The organism is Brevundimonas sp. (genome assembly GCF_016742135.1).
GTDB lineage: Bacteria > Pseudomonadota > Alphaproteobacteria > Caulobacterales > Caulobacteraceae > Brevundimonas.
Genome location: NZ_JACVCG010000001.1, coordinates 274358 through 299533, shown reverse-complemented (window position 1 = coordinate 299533; position 25176 = coordinate 274358). Strand labels below are relative to the sequence as shown.

At 68.2% G+C, this 25176-nt stretch carries 29 protein-coding genes; 24 read left to right on the top strand and 5 right to left on the bottom strand.

Features of this window, described 5'->3' with window-relative positions; genetic code table 11:
* The first annotated feature begins 172 nt into the window (after positions 1–172).
* The 17 genes from folE to IBJ06_RS01435 all read left to right on the top strand — a co-directional run bounded on the left by folE (position 173) and on the right by IBJ06_RS01435 (position 12812).
* Positions 173–784: a GTP cyclohydrolase I FolE gene (folE, locus tag IBJ06_RS01515; protein ID WP_292156754.1), complete on the top strand. Its 612-nt coding sequence runs from the start codon at positions 173–175 to the stop codon at positions 782–784.
* Between the two features lie 156 nt (positions 785–940).
* Entirely contained in the window at positions 941–1384 is a 444-nt protein-coding gene (locus IBJ06_RS01510; RefSeq protein ID WP_292156753.1) for a biopolymer transporter ExbD, read from the top strand.
* Positions 1385–1459: 75 nt separating this feature from the next.
* Positions 1460–1819, top strand: a complete 360-nt coding sequence (locus tag IBJ06_RS01505) for an MmcQ/YjbR family DNA-binding protein (protein ID WP_292156752.1) — start codon at positions 1460–1462, stop codon at positions 1817–1819.
* A 50-nt stretch (positions 1820–1869) separates the two neighbouring features.
* Positions 1870–2739, top strand: a complete 870-nt coding sequence (locus tag IBJ06_RS01500) for an alpha/beta hydrolase (RefSeq protein WP_292156751.1) — start codon at positions 1870–1872, stop codon at positions 2737–2739.
* 55 nt (positions 2740–2794) lie between these two features.
* The gene (locus tag IBJ06_RS01495; RefSeq protein ID WP_292156750.1) at positions 2795–3640 is read left to right on the top strand and encodes an aldo/keto reductase; all 846 of its coding nucleotides are present in this window, start codon (positions 2795–2797) and stop codon (positions 3638–3640) included.
* A 21-nt stretch (positions 3641–3661) separates the two neighbouring features.
* The gene (locus IBJ06_RS01490) at positions 3662–3910 is read left to right on the top strand and encodes a helix-turn-helix domain-containing protein (protein ID WP_292156749.1); all 249 of its coding nucleotides are present in this window, start codon (positions 3662–3664) and stop codon (positions 3908–3910) included.
* 52 nt (positions 3911–3962) lie between these two features.
* The gene (locus IBJ06_RS01485) at positions 3963–5492 is read left to right on the top strand and encodes a UbiD family decarboxylase (protein WP_292156748.1); all 1530 of its coding nucleotides are present in this window, start codon (positions 3963–3965) and stop codon (positions 5490–5492) included.
* Positions 5493–5534: 42 nt separating this feature from the next.
* Positions 5535–5864 carry an AbrB/MazE/SpoVT family DNA-binding domain-containing protein gene (locus tag IBJ06_RS01480; protein WP_292156747.1) on the top strand — a complete coding sequence of 110 codons (330 nt, stop codon included), beginning with the start codon at positions 5535–5537 and terminating at the stop codon, positions 5862–5864.
* Positions 5864–6178: a type II toxin-antitoxin system PemK/MazF family toxin gene (locus tag IBJ06_RS01475; RefSeq protein ID WP_292156746.1), complete on the top strand. Its 315-nt coding sequence runs from the start codon at positions 5864–5866 to the stop codon at positions 6176–6178. Before IBJ06_RS01480 ends, IBJ06_RS01475 begins: the two co-directional genes overlap by 1 nt.
* 126 nt (positions 6179–6304) lie before the next feature.
* Positions 6305–6922 carry a hypothetical protein gene (locus tag IBJ06_RS01470; protein WP_292156745.1) on the top strand — a complete coding sequence of 206 codons (618 nt, stop codon included), beginning with the start codon at positions 6305–6307 and terminating at the stop codon, positions 6920–6922.
* A 47-nt stretch (positions 6923–6969) separates the two neighbouring features.
* Positions 6970–8823, top strand: coding sequence for a M14 family metallopeptidase (locus tag IBJ06_RS01465; protein WP_292156744.1), 1854 nt, complete (start codon positions 6970–6972; stop codon positions 8821–8823).
* The gene (locus IBJ06_RS01460; protein ID WP_292156743.1) at positions 8823–9251 is read left to right on the top strand and encodes an MAPEG family protein; all 429 of its coding nucleotides are present in this window, start codon (positions 8823–8825) and stop codon (positions 9249–9251) included. Before IBJ06_RS01465 ends, IBJ06_RS01460 begins: the two co-directional genes overlap by 1 nt.
* A 54-nt stretch (positions 9252–9305) precedes the next feature.
* Positions 9306–10655 carry a metallopeptidase TldD-related protein gene (locus IBJ06_RS01455; RefSeq protein WP_292156742.1) on the top strand — a complete coding sequence of 450 codons (1350 nt, stop codon included), beginning with the start codon at positions 9306–9308 and terminating at the stop codon, positions 10653–10655.
* Positions 10652–11446 (top strand): 3'(2'),5'-bisphosphate nucleotidase CysQ, encoded by a 795-nt coding sequence (locus IBJ06_RS01450; protein WP_292156741.1) that lies wholly within the window; start codon positions 10652–10654, stop codon positions 11444–11446. The genes IBJ06_RS01455 and IBJ06_RS01450 overlap by 4 nt, the downstream gene beginning before the upstream one ends.
* A gap of 43 nt (positions 11447–11489) precedes the next feature.
* Complete coding sequence (locus IBJ06_RS01445) at positions 11490–11747, top strand: DUF4170 domain-containing protein (RefSeq protein WP_292156740.1); 258 nt, start codon at positions 11490–11492, stop codon at positions 11745–11747.
* Between the two features lie 45 nt (positions 11748–11792).
* Positions 11793–11999 carry a hypothetical protein gene (locus IBJ06_RS01440; RefSeq protein WP_292156739.1) on the top strand — a complete coding sequence of 69 codons (207 nt, stop codon included), beginning with the start codon at positions 11793–11795 and terminating at the stop codon, positions 11997–11999.
* A gap of 54 nt (positions 12000–12053) precedes the next feature.
* Positions 12054–12812, top strand: coding sequence for a hypothetical protein (locus IBJ06_RS01435; protein WP_292156738.1), 759 nt, complete (start codon positions 12054–12056; stop codon positions 12810–12812).
* 10 nt (positions 12813–12822) lie between these two features.
* Here the strand turns inward: IBJ06_RS01435 and IBJ06_RS01430 are convergent, their stop codons facing one another.
* Complete coding sequence (locus IBJ06_RS01430; protein ID WP_292156737.1) at positions 12823–13488, bottom strand: sulfur transferase domain-containing protein; 666 nt, start codon at positions 13486–13488, stop codon at positions 12823–12825.
* Positions 13489–13577: 89 nt separating this feature from the next.
* On the opposite strand from IBJ06_RS01430, the gene IBJ06_RS01425 reads away from it, so the two are divergent.
* From IBJ06_RS01425 to lpxK, 4 genes are read left to right on the top strand one after another with little or no spacing between them, the layout of a single operon-like run.
* Positions 13578–15404 (top strand): ABC transporter ATP-binding protein, encoded by a 1827-nt coding sequence (locus tag IBJ06_RS01425; protein WP_292156736.1) that lies wholly within the window; start codon positions 13578–13580, stop codon positions 15402–15404.
* Entirely contained in the window at positions 15401–16093 is a 693-nt protein-coding gene (locus IBJ06_RS01420) for a lysophospholipid acyltransferase family protein (RefSeq protein ID WP_292156735.1), read from the top strand. Before IBJ06_RS01425 ends, IBJ06_RS01420 begins: the two co-directional genes overlap by 4 nt.
* Positions 16090–17376 (top strand): 3-deoxy-D-manno-octulosonic acid transferase, encoded by a 1287-nt coding sequence (locus IBJ06_RS01415; protein ID WP_292156734.1) that lies wholly within the window; start codon positions 16090–16092, stop codon positions 17374–17376. The genes IBJ06_RS01420 and IBJ06_RS01415 overlap by 4 nt, the downstream gene beginning before the upstream one ends.
* The gene (gene lpxK / locus IBJ06_RS01410; protein WP_292156733.1) at positions 17373–18383 is read left to right on the top strand and encodes a tetraacyldisaccharide 4'-kinase; all 1011 of its coding nucleotides are present in this window, start codon (positions 17373–17375) and stop codon (positions 18381–18383) included. Before IBJ06_RS01415 ends, lpxK begins: the two co-directional genes overlap by 4 nt.
* 3 nt (positions 18384–18386) lie before the next feature.
* Here lpxK and IBJ06_RS01405 read toward each other — a convergent pair whose 3' ends face one another.
* Positions 18387–19703: an amidohydrolase family protein gene (locus IBJ06_RS01405; protein ID WP_292156732.1), complete on the bottom strand. Its 1317-nt coding sequence runs from the start codon at positions 19701–19703 to the stop codon at positions 18387–18389.
* 126 nt (positions 19704–19829) lie between these two features.
* Here IBJ06_RS01405 and IBJ06_RS01400 point away from each other — a divergent pair, with 126 nt between their 5' ends.
* A complete protein-coding gene (locus IBJ06_RS01400) occupies positions 19830–20522 on the top strand; it encodes a murein L,D-transpeptidase catalytic domain family protein (protein ID WP_292156731.1) in 693 nt (230 codons plus the stop codon).
* Positions 20523–20669: 147 nt separating this feature from the next.
* Here IBJ06_RS01400 and IBJ06_RS01395 read toward each other — a convergent pair whose 3' ends face one another.
* Together IBJ06_RS01395 and aceA are read right to left on the bottom strand one after the other, a co-directional pair.
* On the bottom strand, positions 20670–20879 hold the full coding sequence (locus tag IBJ06_RS01395; RefSeq protein WP_209116798.1) for a hypothetical protein: 210 nt from the start codon (positions 20877–20879) through the stop codon (positions 20670–20672).
* Between the two features lie 14 nt (positions 20880–20893).
* Positions 20894–22174, bottom strand: a complete 1281-nt coding sequence (gene aceA, locus IBJ06_RS01390; RefSeq protein WP_292156730.1) for an isocitrate lyase — start codon at positions 22172–22174, stop codon at positions 20894–20896.
* Between the two features lie 159 nt (positions 22175–22333).
* Here aceA and IBJ06_RS01385 point away from each other — a divergent pair, with 159 nt between their 5' ends.
* Together IBJ06_RS01385 and IBJ06_RS01380 are read left to right on the top strand one after the other, a co-directional pair.
* Positions 22334–23755 carry a helix-turn-helix transcriptional regulator gene (locus IBJ06_RS01385; RefSeq protein WP_292156729.1) on the top strand — a complete coding sequence of 474 codons (1422 nt, stop codon included), beginning with the start codon at positions 22334–22336 and terminating at the stop codon, positions 23753–23755.
* A 4-nt stretch (positions 23756–23759) separates the two neighbouring features.
* The gene (locus tag IBJ06_RS01380; RefSeq protein WP_292156728.1) at positions 23760–24410 is read left to right on the top strand and encodes a DUF1275 family protein; all 651 of its coding nucleotides are present in this window, start codon (positions 23760–23762) and stop codon (positions 24408–24410) included.
* Positions 24411–24413: 3 nt separating this feature from the next.
* On the opposite strand, the gene IBJ06_RS01375 is transcribed toward IBJ06_RS01380, so the two are convergent.
* The gene (locus IBJ06_RS01375) at positions 24414–25022 is read right to left on the bottom strand and encodes a hypothetical protein (RefSeq protein WP_292156727.1); all 609 of its coding nucleotides are present in this window, start codon (positions 25020–25022) and stop codon (positions 24414–24416) included.
* Positions 25023–25176 lie beyond the last annotated feature (154 nt).

Here is a 25176-nt window from a genome sequence, read left to right as displayed (position 1 = left end):
GGGCGGCCGGTCCGGCTTGCTTGCGGGGAAAGGGGATCATCCCATATAGCCGGGACGGGGCGCGTCCAACCACACAGTTCGTCCCCGCAGAAAAAAGGGAGAGCGGCGCGCGTCATTTCCGGAACCCTCGTTCCGGCGCAACTTCGTCGCCTACATCGATATGGATGCCATCGTGCAAACGCCCGGCCTGATCGCCGACCCCGACGCCAACGCCCTGGTCCGTCCCTCGCGTGAAGAAGCCATGCAGGCCGTGCGGACCCTGCTGGCCTGGGCTGGTGACAATCCGGACCGCGAGGGTCTGGTCGATACGCCGAAACGCGTGGTCGATGCCTATGCCGAATGGTTCGAAGGCTATCACGCCGATCCGGCCAGGGAGCTATCGCGCACCTTCGAGGACGTGCAGGGCTATGACGACATGGTGCTGCTGCGCGACATCGAGGTCGAGAGCCACTGCGAGCACCATATGGCCCCCTTCCTGGGCAAGGCCTATGTTGCTTATGTGCCGACCGAGAAGGTCGTTGGAATCTCCAAAATCGCCCGCGTGGTCGAGATCTTCTCCAAGCGGCTGCAGACCCAGGAAGTGCTGACCAACCAGATCGCCGGGGCCATCGAATCGCACCTGAAGCCGGCCGGCGTGGCCGTGCTGATCGATGCCGAGCACCAGTGCATGACCACCCGCGGCGTCCACCACCGTCATGTTTCGACCATCACCACCCGCTTCACGGGCGTTTTCAGGAGCGATCCGGCGCAGATGGAGCGGTTCCTGAAGCTGGCGAAAGGTTGAGACGCCCCTTGCGGTTCGCCCCTCAGGCGTAATCCTCAGAATCGGAACCCTTCAGGGCCCCTGACCGCTTTACAAGCGCCGTCAGGATCGCCATGAGACGGTTGAAGCTGATCCACACGCGCGCCCCGAGCGGCGGCATGACACGGAGACGACCCCATGGGCGCCAAACTTTCGGGACCGAACGGTGGCAAGACCATCAGCCAGAACGCGGACATCAACGTCACGCCGTTCGTCGACATCATGCTGGTGCTGCTGATCATCTTCATGGTCGCCGCCCCGCTGGCCACCGTCTCGATCCGCCTGGACCTGCCGCCGGCCACGCCGCCCGTTCCCGGACAGGAAGTGGTCGAGCCCGTGGTCATCAACATCCAGCAGTCCGGCCAGATCTTTATCGGCGTCGGCGACGTGCTGACCGAAACCGACATTTCGCGCCTGCCGGTGGACGCCTGCGCGGCGCTGGGCGGCGGACGCTGTCAGGAAGAGCGCGTCTTCATCCGGGCCGACGCCGAGGTCATGTACAATGACTTCATGACCGTCATGAACACCCTGCAGATGAACGGCTTCCTGAAGGTCGGTCTGATGAACGAGGACATCATGTAGGCATCGGGCCAACCGCCTGATACCGAAAGGGCCGCTCCCGTCCGGGGCGGCCCTTTTCAATTCGGAGCGCGTGCGATGACCGAGGATGAGGTCGATGCCCTGATCATGGCCCTGCCCGGGGCCGAACATGGAACCGCCTATGGCCAGCCCTGCTGGCGGGTCGCGGGCAAATTCCTGACGCGGCTGCGGGCCGAGGATGACAGCCTGGCGCTGGATGTCGGCTCGATCGAACGGCGAGACATGCTGGTCGAGGTCGACCCCGAAGTGTTCCACATCACCGACCACTATCGCGCCTACGCCTATGTGCTGATCCGTATCAAAGGGGTCGATCCGGACTGGCTGAAGGCCGAACTGGCCAGCCGCTGGAGGAAGGTCGCGCCCGCGAAACTGAGAAAGGCGCATCCGGAGTTGGCCGGGGCCGCAGCGCCCTCTTGACCTGACCTCGCGGAAATCTGCCAGGTTCGTTGCAAATAAGGACGAACCCCATGACCGAGCCGGCTATCGAGGACCTGACCGTCAGCGCCTCCGACGGCTATCCGCTGTCGATGCGGCTGTACCGGCCCGCCGATCCGCACATGTCGGTGCTGATCAGCTCGGGCACCGGCTTTCCCAAGGGCTTCTATGACCGGGTCGCCCGCCATCTGGCCGGACGCGGGGCCGTGGTGCTGACCTATGACTTCCGGGGTATCGCAGGGTCGCGACCCGACGATCTGGCGGCGCTGCAGATGGACTATCCCGACTGGGGCCGGCTGGACATGCCCGCGGCGCTCGAGGCGCTGGCCGACGCGGCCCCGGGCCTGCCGCTGAGCCATCTGGGTCACAGTGTTGGCGGGCATTTCCTCGGCTTCATGGCCAATCATGACCGGTTCGCCCGCCATGCCTTCGTGTCGGTCGGTACCGGCTACTGGGGACGGCACCATCGTGCCTATAATCCGCTGGAGCTGTTCTTCTGGTTCGGCTTTGGCCCGCTGAGCCTGAGGCGGCACGGCTATGTGAAAGGTGGAGGCCTGTGGGCCGGGACCGACCTGCCGCGGGGTGTGTTTGAGACGTGGAAACGCTGGTGCCTGAAGCCCGCCTATTTCTCCAACGAGCTCGCCACCACCCTGAAGCCGCATCATTTCGAGGCGGTGACTGCCCCCATCCGCTCGTGGATCTTCACCGACGATCCGATCGCCACGCCGCGTACGGGGGCGGACCTGCTCAAGGTCTATCCGCGTGCCCCTCGTGAGATCATCGTCCGGTCGCCCGGAGATTATGGCGTCCGGCGCATCGGCCATGAGGGCGCCTTCCGGCGCGGGATGGAGCCCCTCTGGGATGAGATCGCCAATTGGCTGGAGGGCGCTGCCCGCCCTTGATCCGGGCGGGATCGGCCCCAGCTAAGGCCCCCTCCCCCGTGCTGAAGGATCTCCCATGGCCAGGACCGATACGCTGACCGTCGACGGACATGACATTCCCCTTATCGGCCTCGGCACATGGCAGCTGGAGCCCGACGATGCGCGGCGCATGGTCGGCCATGCCCTCACGAACGGCTATCGCCACATCGACACGGCCTGGATCTATCGAAACGAACACGGTGTCGGCCAGGGCATCCGGGACGCCGGTGTGCCGCGGGACAGCTTCTGGCTGACGACCAAGATCTGGGTCGACCATTTCAGCCATGACGCCCTGCTGAAACAGGCCGAGGAGTCGGCCAACAGTCTGGGTACGGCGCCTGACCTGCTGCTGCTGCACTGGCCCAAGGCCACGCCGCCGCTGGAAGAGACCATCGCTGCCCTGAACGAGGCGAAGGCGCGCGGCCTGACCCGCTCGATCGGCCTGTCCAACTATCCCTCCGCTGAATGGCGAAAGGCCCAGCAGCTGTCAGAGGCGCGGCTGGTGACCAATCAGGTCGAGTACCACCCCTATCTGTCGCAAAAGACGCTGATCGACACGGCCCGCGACCTCCGCGCGTCGATCACGGCCTGGTCGCCGTTGGCCCAGGGCAAGATCGCGGAGGACGCCACCCTCCGCACCATCGCCGAGGCCCATGGCAGGTCGGTCGGACAGGTGACCCTGCGCTGGATCGTACAGCAGGGCGTGATCGCCATTCCCAGGACGTCGAAGGAAAGCCGTGCGGCCGAGAACCTCGACATCTTCGACTTTTCCCTGACCGATGAGGAGATGGCGCGCATCCACGGCCTGGCCCATCCGGGCGGTCGCTTGGGCGACTGGATTGATCCGGCCTTTGAATGGGATCAGGATACTTCCCGACAATAATGAACCTGGGGAGGTTCGCAGATGGGCAGGGTCCTGGAATTTCCGGGAACGAACCCGGTTGATGTCGCGGTCGGACGACGGCTGAAACACTGGCGTGACCGACGCGGATGCGATGTCGATGCGCTGGCAGGCGCCCTGAAACTGACGCCCGAAGCGGTCCGTCGGCTGGAAAGCGGTCAGGCCCGCATGGACTCGACCCAGATGGCCGTCGCCACCCGGCATCTGCATCTGCCGGTCTGGGCCCTGGTGTCGGACACCCCCGCGTATTGAGCGACAGCCTGTCCGCGTGACAGACGCCGCCTCGCCGCCTAAGCGTTTTCGCATGGCCTACAAGTCCCTGCGCGAATTCATCAATCTGCTGGAAGCCGAGGGCGAGCTGGTGCGCGTGCGCGAGCCCGTGTCGACCCAGCTCGAGATGACCGAGATCCAGACGCGGCTGCTGAGGAACGGCGGCCCGGCGGTGCTGTTCGAAAAACCGGTCATGCCGGATGGCACCATCAGCCCCATCCCCTGTCTGGCCAATCTGTTCGGCACGGTAAAGCGCGTCGCCATGGGGGTGACGCTGGAAGGCAAGAGCCGCACCACCGCCGCCGAACTGCGCGAGGTCGGCGAGCTGCTGGCCTTCCTGAAGAATCCGACCCCGCCGCGCGGCCTGGCCGACGCCATGGAGATGCTGCCGCTGGCCAGGACCGTCATGGCGATGCGGCCCAAGGTGGTGAAAAAGGCCGCGGTGCAGGAGGTGGTGCTGAAGGGCGACCAGATCGACCTGACATCCCTGCCGGTTCAGGGCTGCTGGCCGGGCGAGCCCGCGCCGCTGATCACCTGGGGTCTGGTCGTCACCAAAGGCCCATCCGACGACCGCGAGGACGACTTCAACCTCGGCATCTATCGCATGCAGGTGCTGGGCAAGGACAAGGCCATCATGCGCTGGCTGGCCCACCGGGGCGGGGCGCAACACTATGCCCGGCACAAGAAGGCCGGAAAGCGCGAGCCCCTGCCCTGCGCCGTGGTTCTGGGCGCCGATCCGGGCACCATTCTGGCGGCCGTGACGCCGGTGCCGGACACCCTTTCGGAATACCAGTTCGCCGGCCTGCTGCGCGGGGCCAAGGCCGAACTGGTTCCCTGCAAGACCGTGCCGCTGATGGTGCCCGCCACCGCCGAGATCGTGCTGGAAGGCCATGTCCTGCTGGACGAGCACGCGCCCGAGGGGCCGTACGGCGACCACACGGGCTATTACAACTCGGTCGAGACCTTCCCGGTGTTTCAGGTGTCGGCCATCACCCTGCGCCGCGACCCCATCTATCTGACCACCTTCACCGGGCGCCCGCCGGATGAGCCGAGCGTGCTGGGCGAGGCGCTGAACGAGGTCTTCATCCCCCTGCTGCAACAGCAGTTTCCCGAGATCACCGACTTCTGGCTGCCGCCGGAGGGCTGCAGCTACCGCATCGCCGTGGTGTCGATGAAGAAGGCCTATCCGGGCCACGCCAAGCGGGTGATGATGGGCTGCTGGAGCTATCTGCGGCAGTTCATGTACACCAAGTGGATCATCGTGGTGGACGACGACATCAACGCCCGCGACTGGAAGGACGTGATGTGGGCCATCTCGACCAAGATGGACCCGGCCCGCGACATCACCGTCATCGAGAACACCCCGATCGACTATCTGGACTTTGCTTCGCCCGAGAGCGGCCTCGGCTCCAAGATCGGCCTCGACGCCACCGACAAATGGGAGCCCGAGACCAAACGCGAATGGGGCGAGGAAATCCGCATGGACGAGACCGTGGTCGAGCGGGTCAGCGAGATGTGGGACCGGCTGGGATTGCCCGGTGACGGAACGCCGATCTGGAGGTGACTTCCCGGCCGTGTTATAACTTCGTTGCAACGGAGTTCGGCCATGGTCACCTCGATCCGAAAAATCGGCAACTCGCAGGGCGTCATCCTGCCCAAGCCCGCGCTTCAGGCGCTCGGCGTCGCGGAAGGCGGCGCGGTAGAGTTCGTCTATGAGCCTGGCAAGATCAGTATCGTCCCCGCGCGACGTCCTGTTCGCGAGGGATGGGAAGAAGACGCCAAAGCGATCGCGGCCGCAGGTCTGACCGATGAGGAGCGCGAGTGGATCGACGCCGATCTGACGGACGATGCCCCCGACGCCTGGGATGCCTATACCGAGGCAGACATGGAACGCGTTGAGGCTGAACTGCTTGCCGACGGCGTGGTGAAGTCATAGTGCCGAAGCGCGGCGAGGTGTGGTGGGTAAAGCTGGATCCCACCGTTGGACACGAAATCCGCAAGACCCGCCCGTGCATGATCGTCTCGCCGGACGAGATCAATCGGCACGGCACCTGCATCGTCGTGCCTCTGACCAGCAGCCGGGGTCGGCGCTATCGCGTCACCACGTCCATTTCCGGAAAGCTGGGCGCGGCAGCCGTGGATCAGGTGCGGATGATTGATCACGCGCGGCTGGGCCGTCGCATCGGAGACGCTGAAGCCGGTATTCTGAGCGCCACGCTGGCGGTGCTGCGCGAGATGTTCGAGGAATAGCCCGACGAACTGGAGAGGTGTCAGGTGAGCGACCCACCCCGGTCTGGCGACGTCTCGCGGGGATGTGGTGACGAACAGGCAATCTCCCTCTAGGCTTCAGCGCCGGTCACGGTCGGGGGGGGCCGCATGAGCGCGTTCGAGTTCTTTTTCAGCTTCTATGGCCTGCTGCTGGGGCTGTCGGTTGCGGAGCTGGTGGGCGGGTTTTCGCGCGTCCTGCATGAGCGGGAGCGGATCCGGTTCGGCTGGCTGACGCCGCTGCTGGCGATCTTTGTGGCCATCGACATCGCCACCTTCTGGAATCAGGCCTGGGTGATCTTTCGCGGGGCGCCGTTCAACTTTGCCCTGCTGGTGCTGGGCCTGGTGGTCGCCGGGACCTTCTATGTTGCGGCCAGCGTGACCTTTCCGCGGGTGGCGACCGAAGGGAAGAAGCTGGATCTGGACGACCATTTCTGGGCGCACCGGCGGATCGTGTTCGCCTGTGTACTGGCCGCCAATCTGATCGTGGCCGCGACCTTCTTCCTCGTCACCGGGCTGAGCGGCGAGATCGGTCAGATTGCGCTGGGACCGATCTTCTGGATCGGACTGGCGATCTTCATCGGCGGGACCTCGATCGGGGCCTTTGCGCCGGGTCGCAGGTGGGTGATCGGGGCGCTGTGCGTGCTGGTCGCCTATCACGTTTTCACCACGGGACGGGCGCTGACCGCGCTGGTCCAGGCCGGGGGCTGGTCGCTGACGGGAAGCTAGACCAGACGTTGCGGCCCTCTATCCGGCATGGTCAAAGGGAGCCCATGATGCGTCGCCTAATCCTGATCAGTCTCATTGCGGCGTCGGCCCAGCTGTTTACGGGAGCCCTCGCCATGGCCCAGACCTCCTCGCCGTCCCTGCCCAATCAGGCCCTGTATGATCCGCAGGGGTTCCTGCCGCCGGCACCGGCGTGGGACGGCGCCAGCCGGTCGCTGCTGCGGCCCGCCTCGGACACGTGGGCCACGGACTTCGAGCGCGACCCCGAGCTGGACTTCAGCCCGAACTATGACGACACCCGCGCCTGGTTCGACCGGCTGGATGCGGCATCGGACTGGATCCGCATCGAGCAGTTCGGCACCTCGCCCGAGGGGCGACCGATCTATGCGGTGATCGCGTCAAAGGATGGGGCGACCTTCGATCCGTCCAAGCCCGTGATCCTGGCGCAGGCCGGCATCCACCCCGGCGAGATCGACGGCAAGGACGCGGGCATGATGCTGCTGCGCGACATTGCCTTTTACGGACGGGATGACCTGCTGGACGGGGCCAATCTGATCCTGATCCCCATCCTGTCGGTCGACGGGCATGAGCGGGCCAGTGCGTATTCCCGGCCGAACCAGCGCGGGCCGCGCATTCAGGGCTGGCGCAATACCGCGACCAACCAGAACCTGAACCGCGACTTCATGAAGCTGGACCAGGCCGAGATGCGGGCGGTACGGGGGCTGATCCTGAAGTACCAGCCGGATCTGTATCTGGACATCCACGTCACCGACGGTCTCGATTATCAATATGACGTGACCTATGGCTACAACGGCGAGAACGGCATCTGGAGCCGCAGCCCGGAGACGGCCCGCTGGCTGGACCGGGCCTTCAAGCCGGCCATGAACGACGCGCTGGAGGCCCAGGGCCACATTCCGGGCGAGCTGGTGTTCGGCATCGACGACCGGAACCCGCGCGCGGGCCTGTCGGACGGCGGGTTGGGCGAGCGCTTCTCGAACGGCTGGGGCTCGGCCGCCCATGTGCCGACCATTCTGATCGAGAACCACAGCCTGAAACCCTATGAGCAGCGGGTGCTGGGCACCTATGTCTTCCTTGAGACGGCGCTGACCGTGCTGGCGGACGGGGGCAGCGACCTGCGCGCGGCGGTCGAGGCCGACCGGGCCCTGCGCCCCGCGACCATCCCGACCAATTTCGTGCCGACCGAGGAACCGGTGTCGATCCGCCCGTTCAAGGGCATCCGCTATGAGACCTGGGTGAGCCCGGCGTCGGGCCGCGAGGAGGTGCGCTGGCTGGGCGTGGCCGATCCCGAGCTGTGGCAGATGCCCTTCTATGGCTCGGTGCCGACGCTGGAGCTGACGCGGCCCGAGGCCTATTGGGTGCCCGCGCACCGGGCCGACATCATCGAGCGGCTGCGGATGCACGGCATCGAGATGGAGACCCTGACCGAGGCGCGCACCGTGTCCGTCGAGATGCTGAGGCTGGATGACATCCGCCTGTCGCCGCGCACCAATGAGGGCCATGTGCCGGTGCGGGTGGGCGGGGTGACGCCCGAGGCCCGCGACTGGACCTTCCCCGCCGGATCGGTGCGGGTGTCGACCGACCAGCCGCTGGGCGATGTCGTAGTGCTGCTGCTGGAGCCGCAGTCGAGCGAGAGTTTCTTTGCCTGGGGGATGTTCCTCGAGGTGCTGAACCGCGTCGAATATATGGAAGCCTATGCCATCGCCCCGCTGGCCGAGGCCATGCTCGCGGCCGATCCGGCGCTGAAGGCCGAGTTCGAGGCGAAGCTGGCCGCCGAGCCGGAGTTTGCCGCGAACGGCGATGCGCGGCTGGCCTGGTTCTATCAGCGGACGCCCTTCTATGACGACCGCTTCAACCTGTATCCGGTCGCGCGGGAGACACGCTGATGACCCTGTCGGATTTCATCGGGCCCGAGGCCTTGCCCGGAGCGTTGGACGCCCTGTCGCTGTGGGTCGGCCTGTTGGTGCTGTGGCTGGTGGTGCTGTCGTTTGGTGTGGTCGGGCAGAGGCGACGGCTGAAGGTGGCCTTCGGCGACGGGGGCCATGTGTCGCTGACGGCGGCCGGGCGGGCGTTCGGCAATGCGGCGGAATATGTGCCGGCCGGGCTGATCGCCCTGTTGCTGCTGGCCCTGACCGGGGCCACGCCGCTGTTGATCCATGCGCTGGGGGCGACCCTGCTGATCGGGCGGGTGATCCATGCGGGTGGCCTGCTGTTCCAGAAGGGGCCGTCGCTGGGCCGGATCCTGGGCATGGCCCTGACCTATGCGGTGCTGCTGTTTGCGGCAGGGCTCCTGATCGGGCAGGCCGTCGGCTGAGGTCGGACAGGCGCGGACGGTTGCCCCTGAGAGCCGCTGTCGCCATATCGGGGCATGGCCGATTCCTCCTCTCCCTCCCCTGACCTGATCCATGATGTCCTGACCGCCGCGCTCAGGGCCGGAGCCGATGCGGCTGAGGTCGTGACCTCCGAGCGGACCTCGCTGTCGGTCGGCGTGCGCGACGGGGCGCTGGAGGATGTCGAGCGCGAGGAGTCGCACGATCTCGGCCTCCGGGTCTTTATCGGACGGCGACAGGCGACGGTGTCGACCTCCGACTTGTCGGCACCGACGCGGGCGCGGCTGATCGAGCGGGCCGTGGCCATGGCGCGGCTGGCCCCCGAAGACCCCTATGCGACGCTGGCCCCCGAAAAGCGGCTGGCCCGGGCACCGTTTCGCGAGCTGGATCTCTACGACGACAAATTCCCCGAACCCAGGGCGCTGGAGGCGGCGGCCCGCGACTGTGAAGCGGCCGCACTGGGCGTCGAGGGCGTGGCCCGGTCCGAAGGCGGCCATGCCTCGGCCTCGCGCAGCGCCTGGCGGCTGGTGACCTCGCACGGGTTCGACGGCCAGTATCGCGGCACCGCCTTTTCGCTGGGCGCGGGCGTCATCGCCGAGAAGGACGGGGCGATGGAGCGGGGCGGAGAACACCGCACCCTGCGCCATCTGTCGGACATGCCGTCGGCGGAATCGCTGGGGCTGGAGGCCGGACGTCGGGCCGTGGCCCGCGTCGGGGCGCGCAAGATCGCCTCGCAGACCCTGCCGGTGATCTTCGAGAACCGGGTCGCGACCCAGGTGCTGTCGCCGCTGCTGGGCGCCATCTCCGGCCCGTCGATTGCGCGCGGCACCTCCTTCCTGAAGGACGCCCTGGGCGAGGCCGTTCTGCCCGCCCATCTGTCGCTGATCGATGATCCCTTCCGGGTCCGCGGTCTGGGCTCGACCCCGTTCGACGATGAGGGGGTCGAGGTGATCGAACGCTCGCTGGTCGACCACGGAGTCCTGACCACCTGGCTGATGAATACGGCGGCAGCGGCACAGCTGGGGCTGGCCAGCACCGGCCATGCCTCACGCGGTCTCGCGGGCCCGTCGGGCGTCTCGACCCACAATCTGCACCTGACCCCGGGCGAGGCCGATCTGGCGGGTCTGATGGGTCAGGCGGGCACGGGCCTGCTGGTGACCTCCATGTTCGGCCCGTCGCTGAACCCCAACACCGGCGACTGGTCGGCGGGGGTGTCGGGCTTCTTCTTCGAGGGCGGCCAGATCACCCATCCGGTCAGCGAGGTGACCGTGGCCGGAAACCTGCGTGCGCTGTGGAAGCGGATGGTGGCGGGCCGCGATCTGGAGTTCCGGTCGTCGTTCAACAGCCCGTCGCTGCTGATCGACGGGGTGGCGGTGGCCGGCAAGTGACCGACCTCGCCGCCGATCTGGCCCTGATCATCGAGGCCGCGCGCGAGGGCGCCATTCTGGCCGAGGCCGAGCGGGTCAAGGGGCTGGAGATCGAGCGCAAGCCCGGCGGCTCGCCGGTCACCAGCGCCGACCATGCCGTCGACGCCTTTCTGAAGGAGCGCCTGCGGTCGGCCCGCCCCGACTATGGCTGGCTGTCGGAGGAGACGCCGGACAGCCCCGAGCGGCTGAAGCACCGGCGGATCTTTGTGGTCGATCCGATCGACGGCACCCAGGCCTTTATCGCCAACCGGCCGTGGTGGTGCATTCCGATCGCCGTGGTCGAGGACGGCCAGCCCGTTGCCGCCGTCATCCACGTGCCGGAACTGGGCGACACGTTCGAGGCCACGCTCGGCACCGGTGCCCGGCTGAACGGCCGGGCGATCCGGGCCAGCGACACCGATGCGCTGGAGGATGCCTCCCTGCTGGCCAGCGCCCAGATGCTGCAGGGCCCGCAGTGGGTCACGCCCTGGCCGCCCATGCGGTTCGAGAAGCGCAATGCCCTGGCTTACCGCATGGCGCTGGTGGCAGGCGGGGCGTTCGATGCCACGGTCGCCCTGACCCCCAAATGGGACTGGGACGTCGCGGCAGGCGCCCTGATCGCGCGCGAGGCCGGGGCGATCGTCACCGATCACCTCGGCGGGGACTGGCGCTTCAACCGGCCCGACCCGCGTCAAACCAGCCTGATCTGTTCGGCACCGGCCCTGCACCCGTTGATCCTGGAGCGAACCGGGGCTATCCCCCGGGCCAGTTGACCCCTCCCCTCCATCAGGAGGCCTGCCCGCAGGCCAGCCGCCCATGACCGACACCCCCAAGACCCCCGGCCAGGAACCCGAGCAGCTGCTGCATCTGGTGATCGGCGGAGAGCTGCGTCACCTGGACGCCCCGGTGTTCCGCGACCTGTCGAAGATCGACTTCGTCGGTGCCTTCCCGAACTACGAAGAGGCCAAGAAGGCGTGGAAGGCCAAGGCCCAGGCCACGGTCGACAACGCTCACATGCGCTATTTCATCCTGCACGCGCACCGGATGATCGACCCGCGCGGCGACGCCCACTGAGGCCCCTGTCTGGTGCAGTGGCGCGGACCGTGAGATGCTGAGCCCATGACCCTGTTCGGCCAGACCTTTGATACGCAGCAGGTGTTCGCCCTGGTGCTGCTGTGCGCCAGCCTGATCTACTGGGTGTTCGTCATGCGGGGCGAGCGCAGCTATCACCGCTGGTTCAAGCGCTGGGAAGCCGACCGCAAGGCGAGGCGCGAGGCCCAGGACCGCGCCGAGGGCGGCGGCGGATCGGGCGGTCCGTGGGGTTGAGCCCGATCGGCTAGACGGCAATAGTGACCCACCGCTCGCTGACGGGATCCTGCCATGTTGCTACGCGCCCTGCTGCTTTCCATCCCTCTGCTGGCGACCGCCGCTCAGGCCCAGGATGCTGTCCTCGACCCGTCGACAGATGAGGTTCTGCAAGCCCTTCAAGACAACACCACCCTGTGGCCCCAAGACTGGTTCCTCATGGGGGAAGGCATTGCTCTTAAGGGCGAAACAAGGATGCGGGCGTCAGAGGGAAGCCCCGGCATCTGCGAGCAGGACAGTTTCTGGATCGGCATGGGGCCTGATCGGGGCGAAGGCGTCCCGCGGGCGACGGAGGCTCATGTCCAGACCAGTTACGGAATCATGGCCGTCGAACTCGAACGCGGGAATGAGACCGTTGAGGAGGAGTGGGAGAGGGACATCGCCCATGACATCGCCTGCTATCACTGGGGCCAGCAGGGAAACTTGGCCTATATAGACGCAGAGCATGACGGCGCCGTCTGGCTGGCAGGGCATATTATCGAGGCACTCGCGCTCGACGCGCGGACCGATCAGCGCGTGAGATGGGGCTGCGAGAATATTGAACGTTGCCCCACCCGCGATCAGGGGCTGGCGATTCTCAAGCCGAGCGATCTAGAGCGCGTAAGAAGCGCCGAGGGCGAATGCCGAAGCGGGTATTCCTATGACTGCTGGGCACTGGTGCTCCGTAGTGATGGAGACTTGTGGATCCTCAAAATCGAACTCTCTGAGCTCCGCCCTCCGAGCGCCGTGAGCGTGATGTGGGGGTGGGCCGATGGCCGCGTTATCGCTGACTAGGGGGTAAGCCCTACTCCCGCTTGAGCAGGCGTTCGGTCAGCAAGGTGCCCCACCAGCCGGCCTTGAACTCGGCGCGAATGGCCTTCGGATCATAGCCGGGGCTGTCGACCCATTCGAGGAAGCCGATGCCCTGCGGTTCGATCTCGTGGACGTATTTCTCGAGGTAGAAGTCCAGCACGCCGGTCAGGCCCTCGCGGCTGTGCAGGTACTTTTTCGACAGCTGGCTCATGGCCTCGGAGATCGGCTCGCCCAGATGGAAGTGGCGATAGAAGACGGCCATCAGACCGGCCCGGTCGGCGCCGGACTTGCAGTGGATCAGCACCGGATACTCAATGGTCTGGAACAGGGCCTTGGCCCGGTGCACACGGTCGGGACCCGGCACGTCGCGGGAGTCCAGCGGCGCATCGATCAGGGTCAGGCCCAGCCGCTCGCAGGCGTCCTTCTCCAGCCAGTAGTAGGCCTGGTCGCGCGCGCCGCGCAGGTTGATGACGGTCTTGATGCCCTTCGCCTTCCAGCGGGCCAGCTGGCGCGGTGAGGGTTGGTTGGTGCGGACCAAGTCGGGGCCCAGCCAGTGGGCATTCGAAAAGGCCACGCGCAGGAAGGCATGGTCGTCCAGCCAATAGGACAGGTGGGTCTTGAAGCGGCCCAGGCGCGTGGACAGATCATGGCGCGACATGGGGGGCAGATAGCCTTTCGCCGGGAAGGGCAGCAATGCAATTTCGCCAGACGCTTGACTTGCGGGGGGCATCAGACGACCGAGAGGGCATGTCCGCGTCCGACGCACCCACCCGACCTGCCCGCCCGCTGCTGGGCCGGATCTGGCGTGACTATCTGTCCCGGCACAAGGCGGCGCTTGCCCTGTCGCTGGTCTGCGCGGCGGTGGTCGGGATCATGGCGGCGACGGTGCTGCAGCTGCTGGAGCCGGCCATCGACGGCCTGTTCCTCGGCGAGGCGGTGACCATCTGGGGCGTGATCACCGTGCCGCCCGGGCGGGCGCTGGTGTGGATTCCCCTGATCATCGTGGGGGCCGGCCTGATCTGGACGGTGGCGGCGCTGGGACAGGCGGCGCTGGTCAACCGGCTGGGCCACGGCATCGTCGGCGACATCCAGATCAAGCTGTTCGGGGCGATGATCCGGGCCGATCTGGCGCGGCTGCGGGCGCAGCATTCGGGCGGCTTTGTCTCGTCCGTGCTGTTCGACGCCAATCTGGTGCGGGAAGCCTTCACCAACGGCATGGTCAACTATACCCAGCATGCGCTGACCCTGATTGCGGTGATCGCCTATATGGCCTGGACCGACTGGCGGCTGACGCTGATCGTGCTGCTGGGCGCGCCGCTGATCGCCCTGGTGATCCGCCGGTTCGGCAAGCGGATGAAGAAGGCCACGACCGGCGCCATGGTCGAGACCGGCAATCTGTCGACCGCCCTGATGGAGAATCTGGACGGGGTGCGGCTGATCAAGATCGAGAACCGCGAGGACGCCGAACAGGCCCGCGTGGGCGAGGTCGTGGGGCGGCGCCAGCGCCATGTGATCAAGAGCGCCGATTCCCGCGCCTTTGCTGGTCCGATGTCGAACCTCGTGGCCATGATGATCGTCGCCGCCGTCATGGCCTATGCCGGCTGGCAGGCGCGCGACGGGGCGATGACGGTCGGGGCCTTTGCCGCCTACATCGGCCTGCTGATGGCGGCGGGGCAGTCGCTGCGTCAGGTGACCAATCTGCAGACCGTCATGTCCGAGGGCCTGACCGCGGCCGACCGGCTGTTCGGGGCGCTGGATATCCAGCCCGAGATCCGCGAGGCACCCGATGCCGCCCCCCTGCCGCACGGACCGGTGACGGTGGCGCTGGAGGGCGTGTCGTTCGCCTATGGTCCGCTGAACGAAGACAGCGCCCCGACCCTCTCCGACGTCGATCTGGTGGTCCGCCCCGGCGAGACGGTGGCGCTGGTCGGACCGTCGGGCGGCGGCAAGAGCACCATCCTGAGCCTGCTGCCGCGCTTCTATGACGTCACGGCGGGCAAGGTGACGATCAATGGCCGCGACATCCGGGAGCTGAAGCTGCCCGACCTGCGCGACCGCATCGCCCTGGTGACGCAGGAGCCCTTCCTGTTCGACGACACGCTCGCGGCCAATATCGCCTATGGCCGGCCGGGCGCGACGCAGGACCAGATCGAGGATGCGGCCCGGGCGGCTGCGGCCCATGAGTTCATCACCGCCCTGCCGGACGGCTATCAGACCCGGGCGGGAGAGGCGGGCCTGCGCCTGTCGGGCGGTCAGCGCCAGCGGGTGGCGATCGCCCGGGCCTTTCTGAAGGATGCGCCGATCCTGCTGCTGGATGAGGCGACCAGTGCGCTGGACACCGAGAGCGAAGCGCTGGTGCAGGGCGCGCTGGAGCGGTTGATGGAGGGCCGCGCCACCTTGATGATCGCCCACCGGCTGTCGACGGTTCAGAACGCCGACCGCATCTATGTGATCTCGGCCGGGCGGGTGGTCGAACAGGGCCGCCACGCCGATCTGGTGGCACAGAAGGGCCTGTATGCCCGGCTGGCGCGCAGTCAGGCGCTGGACGGACAGCCCGCCGGTGTTGTGGCATGAGGCCGCTGCGCAATCCTCTGATCCAGGGCCTGCTGGCCTGGCTGCTGGCGCGGTGGATGGCCTTCTGCTTCGCCACCATCCGCTGGCAGCGCGAGAATGAGGGCGTGGCCGAGGCGGTCTGGGACCAGGGCGGCGGGGTGCTGGCGGTCTTCTGGCATTCGCGCATCGCCCTGTCGCCCGCGAGCTGGCCCCTGGACCGGGCGCAACCGACCAAGGCCCTGATCTCGCTGTCGCCGGACGGTCAGTTCATCGCGCGGGCCGTGGCGCGGCTGGGGTTTCCAGCCATACGGGGGTCCTCGGCCAACAAGGACAAGGCCGACCGTGCCAAGGGCGGGGCGCAGGCCCTGCGCGATGGCCTTCGGCAGCTGAAGACCGGCGGGCTGGCGATCACGCCGGACGGGCCGCGTGGCCCGGCCAATGTCATGGCGCCCGGCCTGCCGACCCTGGCCCGGATGTCGGGCGCGCCGGTGCTGCTGATCGGGGTGTCGTGCAGCCCCGCCATTCGGCTGAACAGCTGGGACCGGGCGGTCCTGCCCCTGCCGTTCGGCAAGGGGGCGGTGGTGTGGGACCGCGTCGACTGGCCCGGGGATGGTGACATGGAGGCCGTCACCGCCGAGTGGACCGACCGGCTGAACGCGGTCGAGGCGCGCGCCGACCGGCTGACGGGTTTGAGCAGGGACGCGGCGTGAGCCTGCTGCTGCACAGCTACCGCCTGCTGACCCGGCTGTTGCAGCCGCTAGCGCCCCGGGTGCTGGCGCACCGGGCACGCAAGGGCAAGGAAGACCCGGCACGGCTGGACGAGCGGCTGGGGCAGGCCGGAGTGGCTCGCCCGGACGGGCCGCTGGTCTGGATGCATGCGATCAGCGTGGGTGAGAGCCTGTCGCTGCTGCCGGTGATTACCCTGCTGGCCGAGCGGCGGCCGGACCTGTCGGTGCTGGTAACGACCGGCACGACCACCTCGGCCCGGATGATGGCCCAGCGCCTGCCCAAGGGGGTGATCCACCAGTATGCGCCGGTCGATGTGCCGGCCGCAGTGGCGCGGTTCCTCGACCACTGGCGACCGTCGCTGGGCCTGTTTGTCGAGAGCGAGCTGTGGCCGAACCTGATCCTTGAAGCGCGGGCGCGGGACATTCCGCTGATGCTGGCCAGCGCGCGGATCACCGGGCACAGCGCGGCGGGCTGGAAGAAGCGCCCGGCGGCGGCGCGGGCGCTGCTGGAGGCCTTTGCCTGCATCCTGCCGCAGGATGAGGCCTCGGCGAGCCGGATCGCCGATCTGGGCGGACGGACGGGCGGGCGGGTCAATCTGAAGCTGGTGGGCGCGCCCCTGCCCTTTGACCGCAAGGAATTCGACCGGCTGAGCGGGGCCATCGGCGACCGGCCGGTGGTGGTGCTGGCCAGCACCCATGACGGCGAGGAAGCCGCGCTGGTCCAGCGGCTGCAGGCGCTCGACCCCCTGCCCTTCCTGATCGTCGTGCCGCGCCACCCGGAGCGGGCGGGAACCATCGAGGCGGACATGGCGGCGCTGGGCCTGACGGTCGCGGTCCGGTCCCGGGGCGAGACGCCGGGCGCGGACTCGCAGGTCTATCTGGCTGACACCCTGAACGAGATGGGCCTGTTCCTGAGGCTGGCCGAGGTGGTGGTGCTGGGCGGGGCCTTCGGGCCGCTGATCGGGCGCGCCCCCGTCGGCGGCCACAATCCGCTGGAGCCCGCGCGGCTGGCCCGGCCGACCCTGACCGGGCCGGACATGAGCAATTGGAGCATCGCCGGGGCGATGGCCGAGGCGGGCGGCCTCGAGATCATCACCGACCTGTCCCGTCTGGCCCCCCGGGTGGGCGAACTGCTGGCCGATCGGGATCAGGCGCGCCAGCTGGGGCGGCAGGCAGAACAGGCCGCCGCCGGCGCCGACGGCGGGCTGGAGGTCCTGTGGCAGGCGATGGTGCCCCTGCTGCCCCCGGCCGGAGGACGCCGATGAAGATCTCGACCCCCCGCTGGTGGTACCGCCGCGACCGCAAATACGGCGTGCTGCCCCGGCTGCTTTTGAAGCCGGTCTCGTGGATCTGGGCGGCGGCGACTGCGCGGCGGATCGCGCGGACGGTGCCGCATGATCCGGGCGTGCCGGTCATCTCGATCGGCAATCTGACGGTCGGCGGCTCGGGCAAGACGCCGATTGCGCTGGCGATCCTCGAGCGGTTGAAGGCGCGGGGGGTCGTGGCCCACGCCCTGTCGCGCGGCTATGGCGGCAGGCTGGCAGGGCCCGTGCAGGTCGATCCCGCTGCGCACACGGCGGAGGATGTCGGCGACGAGCCGCTGATGCTGGCGCAGGTCGCCCCGGCCTGGATCGCGCGGGACCGGGCGACCGGGGCCGATACCGCCGTGGCAGGCGGGGCTGAAGCCCTGGTGCTGGACGACGCCCACCAGAACCCCACGCTGACCAAGACCCTCAGCCTTGTCATCGTCGACGGCGAGACCCGCGATGACGAATGGCCATTCGGCGACGGGGCGGTGTTTCCCTCCGGCCCGATGCGCGAGCCGCTGGCGACGGGGCTGGCCCGGGCCGACGCGGTCGTCATCCTGATGCCGGCCGACCTCGAGGCCCCCGATCCGGAGCTGGTGACGACCTTCGGTGCCCTGCCCGTGCTGATCGCCCGGCTGGAGCCGGCTGGCCCTCCTCCCACCGGACCGCAGATGGGCTTTGCCGGCATCGCCAAGCCGTGGAAGGTCGAGCGGTCGCTGAAGGCTGCGGGCTGCAATCTGGTCGACTTTGCCCCGTTCGCCGACCACGCCGCCTATTCCGACGGCGAACTGAAGGCCCTGGCCGAGCGGGCGGCGGTGTTCGACGCCGGTCTGGTGACGACCGAAAAGGACTGGGTGCGCCTGCCCCCCGATTGGCGCGCCCGCGTCACCGCCTGGCCCGTCCGCGCCCGCTTCGAGGACGCGGCGGCGCTGGACGCCCTGCTGGCCCGGGCCTGCGGCGGCTGAGGCCTATTCCGACTTGTAGACCACCCCGCCCTTCATGACGAAGGTGACGCGTTCCAGCACGGTGACGTCGCTGAGCGGGTCGCCGCGTACGGCGATCAGGTCGGCGGGCATGCCCGGCGCGATGCGGCCGGCCTGATCGGCGATGCCGAGGTGTTCGGCGGCGTTGACAGTGGCGGTCTGGATGGCTTCCAGCGGGGTCAGGCCGGCGCGAACCAGCAGGGCGAACTCCTGCGCATTGTCGCCGTGGGCCGAGACCCCGGAGTCGGTGCCGAACGCGATCCGCACGCCGCCCCGGTGGGCGCGACCGGCCATGTCCAGCATCAGGGGTCCGGCCTGCAGGGCCTTCTCCGTCTGGGCGGGGGTGAAGAAGTTGTCGGGGCCCGAGGCAACGCGCGCGACATAGTCCCCGGCCATCAGGGTCGGCACCAGCCAGGCACCGCTCTGACGCATCAGCCGGATCGACTCGTCATCGAGGTAGGTGCCGTGCTCGATCGAGTCGCCCCCGGCGCGGAGGAAGGCGTTGATGCCGTCGGTGCCGTGGGCGTGGGCGGTGACGCGGCGGCCCATGCGGTGGGCGGCCTCGACGATGGCGGCCAGCTCGGCCTCGGTGAACTGCTGGCCCAGACCGGCGGCCGTGTTCGACAGGACGCCGCCGGTCGCGGTGATCTTGATGACGTCAGCCCCGGCCCGGACCTGTTCGCGGACGGCCCGCATGCAGTCGTCGACGCCCGAGCAGACGCTGGGCGAGGACAGCACGTGCAGGACCTCATCCCGATAGCCGTTGGCATCGCCGTGGCCGCCGTGGATGGACACAGAGGAGCCCGAGGCGATGATGCGGGGGCCGATCACATCGCCGCGCCGAATGGCGTCGCGCAGGGCGAAGACCGCTTCATTGGCTCCGCCCAGATCGGCCACGGTGGTGAAGCCCGCCATCAGGGTCAGCCGGGCATGGCGGGCCCCGATCAGCGCCCGGTCGGAGGTCGAGAGGGTGACGGCGTCCAGGCGGCCGGTCGGGCTTTGCTGGCTGGTCAGATGGACGTGGCTGTCGATCAGGCCGGGCAGGACGAAGGCGTCCCGCAGGTCGATGACCCGGCCCTCGCCGACGAAGCCGTCGCGGATCTCGACCACCCGGCCACCCGTGATCACGACAGTTTTATCCGTAAGAATTCTGCCGGTTCCCGGGTCGGCGAGCAGACGACCGACCTGCAGGAACGTCGTTCCCCCATCAGGAGAAAGGCCAGTCGGGACCGCCGCTTGCTGTGCCAGGCTGGGCACCGTCGACAGCAGCCACAGGCCAATCGCCATCAGGATCGAACGCATCTTCCCCTCCCCGGTACGAGGTTTGCACCATAGGCCGATGTGGGGTTTCGCCAAGGCTCAGGTTGATATGGCCGTGCGGATTTGAAACAAGTCGACATCATCGTTGAACCGCAAACAGGGCGTCGCATGCGGATATCGAGACGAGGACTGATCCTGGGGGGCTCCGCGCTTCTGGCCGGATGCTCGTCCGCCACCGCCAGCACGGTTGAGCTGGCCGCACCGCTGGTCATGCCCGAGCCGGTGCCGGCCCCGCTGATTGAGCCGACGGTGCTTGCCAGTGCAGACCCCGCGCCCCTGGACCCCAAGGGTCTGGTGCGCAAGGAAGTGATGGACCGGGCCATGGCCGCGCTGGACATCCACCACCGCCGGATCCCGCAGCGGGACCGGATGTATCTGGTCGATTTCAAGGTCCATTCGTCCCAGCCGCGCCTGTATGAGGTCGACCTGCTGGCCGGGACGGTGACCGCGCTTCGGACCAGCCACGGCCGGGGATCGGATCCCGAGCATACGGGGGTTCCGCGCACCTTTTCGAACACACCGGAAAGCTACATGTCGTCGGTCGGGTCCTATGTGACCGCAGGCCCGAACTGGGGTCCGCAGCAGGGGCCGAATGTCCTGCTGGACGGGCTGGAGTATTCCAACGACAAGGCGCGCGAGCGGGCCATCATCGTCCACGGCGCTGACTACGCCGATCCGGAATTCCTGGAGCGCGAGGGCAAGCTGGGCCGGTCCTACGGCTGCTTCTCGGTCGCCCACGCCGACCTGCCGGGCCTGCGCGAGCGGATGGGCGAGGGCCGCCTGCTGTTCGCGTTCAGCTAAAAGATCCTCCCCCGTCCTTCACGGGGGAGGGGGACCGCCCGAAGGGGGGTGGAGGGGGCGACCTCCAGCCGCCGGTGTCCGGTTTCCACCCCCTCCACCACTCCGTGGTCCCCCTCCCCCGAAGCTTCGCGTCGGGGGAGGATTTCCTTATTCGTACCCGTGGGCGGCTTCGTTGATGACCTGTGAGGGCATGTTCGAGAAGTCGACGGCGACGGGCGCCGCCAGTTTGGCCTGAAGCGTGCGGATGACGTGGGTCATGCGGCGGCGGACCTCGCGTTCGGCCTCGGAGCCCGTGTCGAGGCTGAGCGGGGCGAGGCAGAAGTCGATGATGCCGTCGGTGGATTTGATGGGTTCCATGGTGGGGTCCTTTCCTATTCGGCAGCGACGAACTGGGCGGTTTCGGTCGAGTCCTTGAGCGCCGTGGTCGAGGACTGGCCGTTCGAGATGACGGTGGCGACCTGGTCGAAATAGCCGGTGCCGACCTCGCGCTGGTGGCGGGTGGCGGTGTAGCCGGCGGCCTCGTTGGCGAACTCGCGCTGTTGCAGCTCGGAGTAGGCCGCCATGCCGCGGTCGCGGTAGCCGGAGGCCAGCTCGAACATGCCGTTATTCAGGCTGTGGAAGCCCGCCAGGGTCACGAACTGGAACTTGTAGCCCATGGCGCCCAGCTCGCGCTGGAACTTCGCGATGGTCTCCTTGTCCAGCCTGGCCTCCCAGTTGAAGGAGGGCGAGCAGTTGTAGGCCATCAGCTTGCCGGGGTGCTCCTTCTGGATGGCCTCGGCGAACTTCTTTGCATCGTCGAGGTCGGGGTGGGAGGTCTCCCACCACAAAAGGTCGGCGATGTTGGCATAGGCTAGGCCGCGGGCGATGCAGTGGTCAAGGCCGGTGCCGGGCTTGAGGCGGAAGAAGCCCTCGGGCGTGCGGTCCTCGCGGTTGATGAAGGGGTGGTCGCGCTCGTCGATGTCCGAGGTGATCAGCTGGGCCGACTCGGCATCGGTGCGGGCAACGGTGATCGTCGGCGTGCCCATAACATCGGCGGCCAGACGGGCGGCGACCAGATTGCGCTCATGCGCCTGGGTCGGGATCAGCACCTTGCCGCCGAGGTGGCCGCACTTCTTCTCACTGGCCAGCTGGTCCTCGAAGTGGACACCGGCAGCGCCCGCCTCGATGAAGGCCTTCATGATCTCGAAGCTGTTCAGCGGCCCGCCGAAGCCGGCCTCGGCGTCGGCGACGATCGGGGCGAACCAGTCGCGTTTCGCCCCGCCTTCGGCATGCTCGATCTGGTCGGCGCGCTGCAGGGTGCGGTTGATGCGGCGGCACAGTTCCGGCGCGGCATTGGCCGGGTAGAGCGACTGGTCCGGGTACATGGCCCCGGCGGTATTGGCGTCGGCGGCGACCTGCCAGCCGGACAGATAGATGGCCTTCAGGCCCGCGCGGACCATCTGCATGGCCTGGTTGCCGGTCACGGCGCCCAGGGCATTGATGTAAGGCTCGCTGTGCAGCAGTTCCCAGAGGCGATTGGCGCCGCGCTCGGCCAGGGTGTGGGTGATCGGCACCGAACCGCGCAGACGCAGGACGTCTTCCGGCGTGTAGGGGCGTTCGATCCCGTCGAAGCGGCCCTTGGGCGACGGCACCAGATCGGCGAAAGTGGTCATGGGTAGTCCCTCGTCTTGGATGCAGGCGGCGCGCGGCCACCGGTTGCGAGGAAGGAAACACGCGACAGTCACGATTGATACACAGGGACAGGCCGTAATCCTGACAGTTAGTCACATCATGACACTTGCAAGCCCGTCACAATATGACAGAGTGCGACCATGGATCAGGCGCCGGATCGCAAGCTGTTTCTGGGGGGGCGGCTGAAGCGGCTGCGGCGTGAGCTGGACCTGACGCAGACGGCCATGGCCGCCGACCTGGGGGTTTCCCCCAGCTATCTCAATCACATAGAACGCAACCAGCGGCCGGTGACGGCGCAGCTGCTGCTGCGGCTGGCCGAGACCTATGACGTCGATCTGCGCGCCCTGAACCAGGGCGGGGTGGGCGAGGCCGAGCTGACCGAGGTGTTCGCCGACCCCCTGTTTTCCGGCATCAGCGTGCCGCGCCATGAAATCCTGCAGCTGGGCGAGGACCTGCCGGGGGCGGCCGAGGCCCTGATCCGCCTTTACCGGTCGCTGGCCGAACAGCGCAGCCGCAGCCGGATCGAGGCCGAGCACGGCGGGGTCGAGACCGGCACGCCTTCGGATTGGGTGCGCGACCACATCCAGTCGCGGAACAACCATTTCGCCGAGCTGGATACGCTGGGCGAGGCGCTTCATGCCGCCCTGTTCGACCCGGCGGGCGGGGTGCACGACAGCTTCGAGGCTGCGGCGCGGGCGCGACTGGTCAGCCGCCACCACCTGACCGTCAAGGTGATGCCGGCCGAGGTGATGGTCGAGTGGACGCGGCGGTTCGATCCGCACCGGCGACGGTTGCTGCTGTCCGAGACGCTGGGGCCGTCGTCGCGGGCCTTTGCCGTCGCCTATCAGCTGGCCTTGAGCGAGCACGGGGCCGAGCTGGAGGCGATGACCGGGGCGGCCCGGCCCCCGGATGAGGCGACCCGGCGGCTGCTGAAGGTGTCGCTGACCAATACGCTCGCGGCCGCGACCCTGATGCCCTACAGCCCGTTTCAGGCAACCGCTGAGGACACAGCCTATGACCTCGGGCGACTGACGGCGCGGTTCGGCGTCTCGTTCGAGCAGGCGGCACACCGGCTGACCACCCTGTCCCGGCCCACGGCGCGGGGGGTGCCCTTCTTCCTGATGCGGGTCGATCAGGCGGGCAATATCTCCAAACGCTATGCCTCGGGCGCGTTTCCGTTCTCGCGGTTCGGCGGGGCGTGCCCGCGCTGGCGGCTGCATGCGGCCTTCCGGACGCCCGGGCGGATCGTCACCCAGATCATCGAGACGCCGGAGGGCGGGCGCTGGTTCACCCTGGCGCGCACGGTCGGGCGGCAGGGCGACGGGGCCGAGGATGGGCAGGATCTGGCCATCGGTCTGGGGTGCGAGCTGAAGCATGCGCCCCGGCTGGTCTACAGCCGGGGGCTGGACCTGACCGCGCCGGAGGTCACGCCGATCGGCCCGGCCTGCCGGCTGTGCCACCGCCACCCCTGCGCCGAGCGCGCCGCCCCGCCGCTGGACCGGCCGCTGGCCGTAGACGACTGGGCCAAGTCGGTCAGTCCTTATCCGTTTGAGGCGGGGTAGCCCCATGCTGCAGCTCGACCCGCGCGCCAAGCTGTTGGCGGCCGCCTTTTCGGCGGTGGCCGGGTTTGTCGATGTCATTGGATTTCTGATGACGGGCGGGTTTTTCGTGTCGTTCATGAGTGGAAATTCGACGCGGTTGGGGGTCGGCCTGGCGGGCGGGAACTGGACCGCTGTCGTCGCGGGCGGGTTGATCCTGGCCTTTGTGATCGGGGTGGTCGTGGGCGCCAGCGTCGGCCGGCTGGCCCGGGCGTCCAAGGAGTCGGCGATCCTGGGACTGGTGACCGGCCTTCTGGCGTTGTCGCTGGTGGCGCACTGGCTGGACCTCGGGGTTCTGGCGGCGATCCCGCTGGCGCTGGCGATGGGGGCGCAGAACACCGTCTTTGCCGAGAATGGCGAGGTCCGGGTCGGCCTGACCTATATGACCGGCACCCTGGTGAAGCTGGGCAAGCGGATCACCGTGGCGCTGTGGGGCGGGGAGCGGTTCGGATGGGTGCCGTTCCTGCTGCTGTGGCTGGGGCTTCTGGCGGGGGCCGTGATGGGCGCGGCCGGATTCGCGCTGTTCGGCGCCAATGCGCTGATCGCGGCGGTGGGGGCCATGCTGGGACTGACGCTGGTATCCGTGACGGGCCCGCAAGGGCAGTCCGGCGGCGTTTAAGGCTCAGGGGCCGCTCCCCCGCTTCTGCAGGCGGCGGCGCTGGGCGCGGTTGAGGGGTGGTTGGGGCTGTTGCGCCGGGGGTGGAGTGGAGTCCCGCAAAACAGACTCCACTTTCTCCACTTCCGAGACGGCCTGCTGGGCGTGGAGGGCGGCCAGCTGGGCCTCGGCGGCGCGGACGATGGCCTCGCTTTCGCGCAGCGCATCGAGGCTTTGCTGATGGGCGGCGCGGCGGCGCTCGGCGGCCCGGGCCTGGTTCTCGGCGGTGGCCGTGGCCTTCAGCTGGGCATGGACCCGCGTCCAGCGCACGGCCCCGGCCGCATCCCCGGCATCCAGCGCAGCGCAGATGCGGTGCCAGACCTTGTCGAGCGCGGTCCACAGATCATCGACGGGGTCATCCAGATTGACCGGCGCGAGGGGCGGCAGGGTGTCGGCCCGGCGCGGATGGTCGCGGCGCAACCACCCTTCACGCGCGGCGCGTTGCCAGAAGGTGGACGGCGACAGTGCCAGCTCGCGACAGACCATGGCGGCGGTCGACCCCGCCAGATAGGCCTCGCGCGCGACCGTCCAGACGTCGTCGGGGGCGGGGGATGGGGATGGGGCGGCGTGGGTCATGCCAGGGAGGCTGGCACGCGGGTGCGTCAGAAACGGACGGGGGGTGGTAGGGGGCTGACCGTCAGGGGTTCTTCACAGAGACCACAGCGAAGAGAAGCCACAAAGACCACAGCGAGGGGGTGCGGGGGTCAACGGCGGGGGCTCAAGGGCCCGG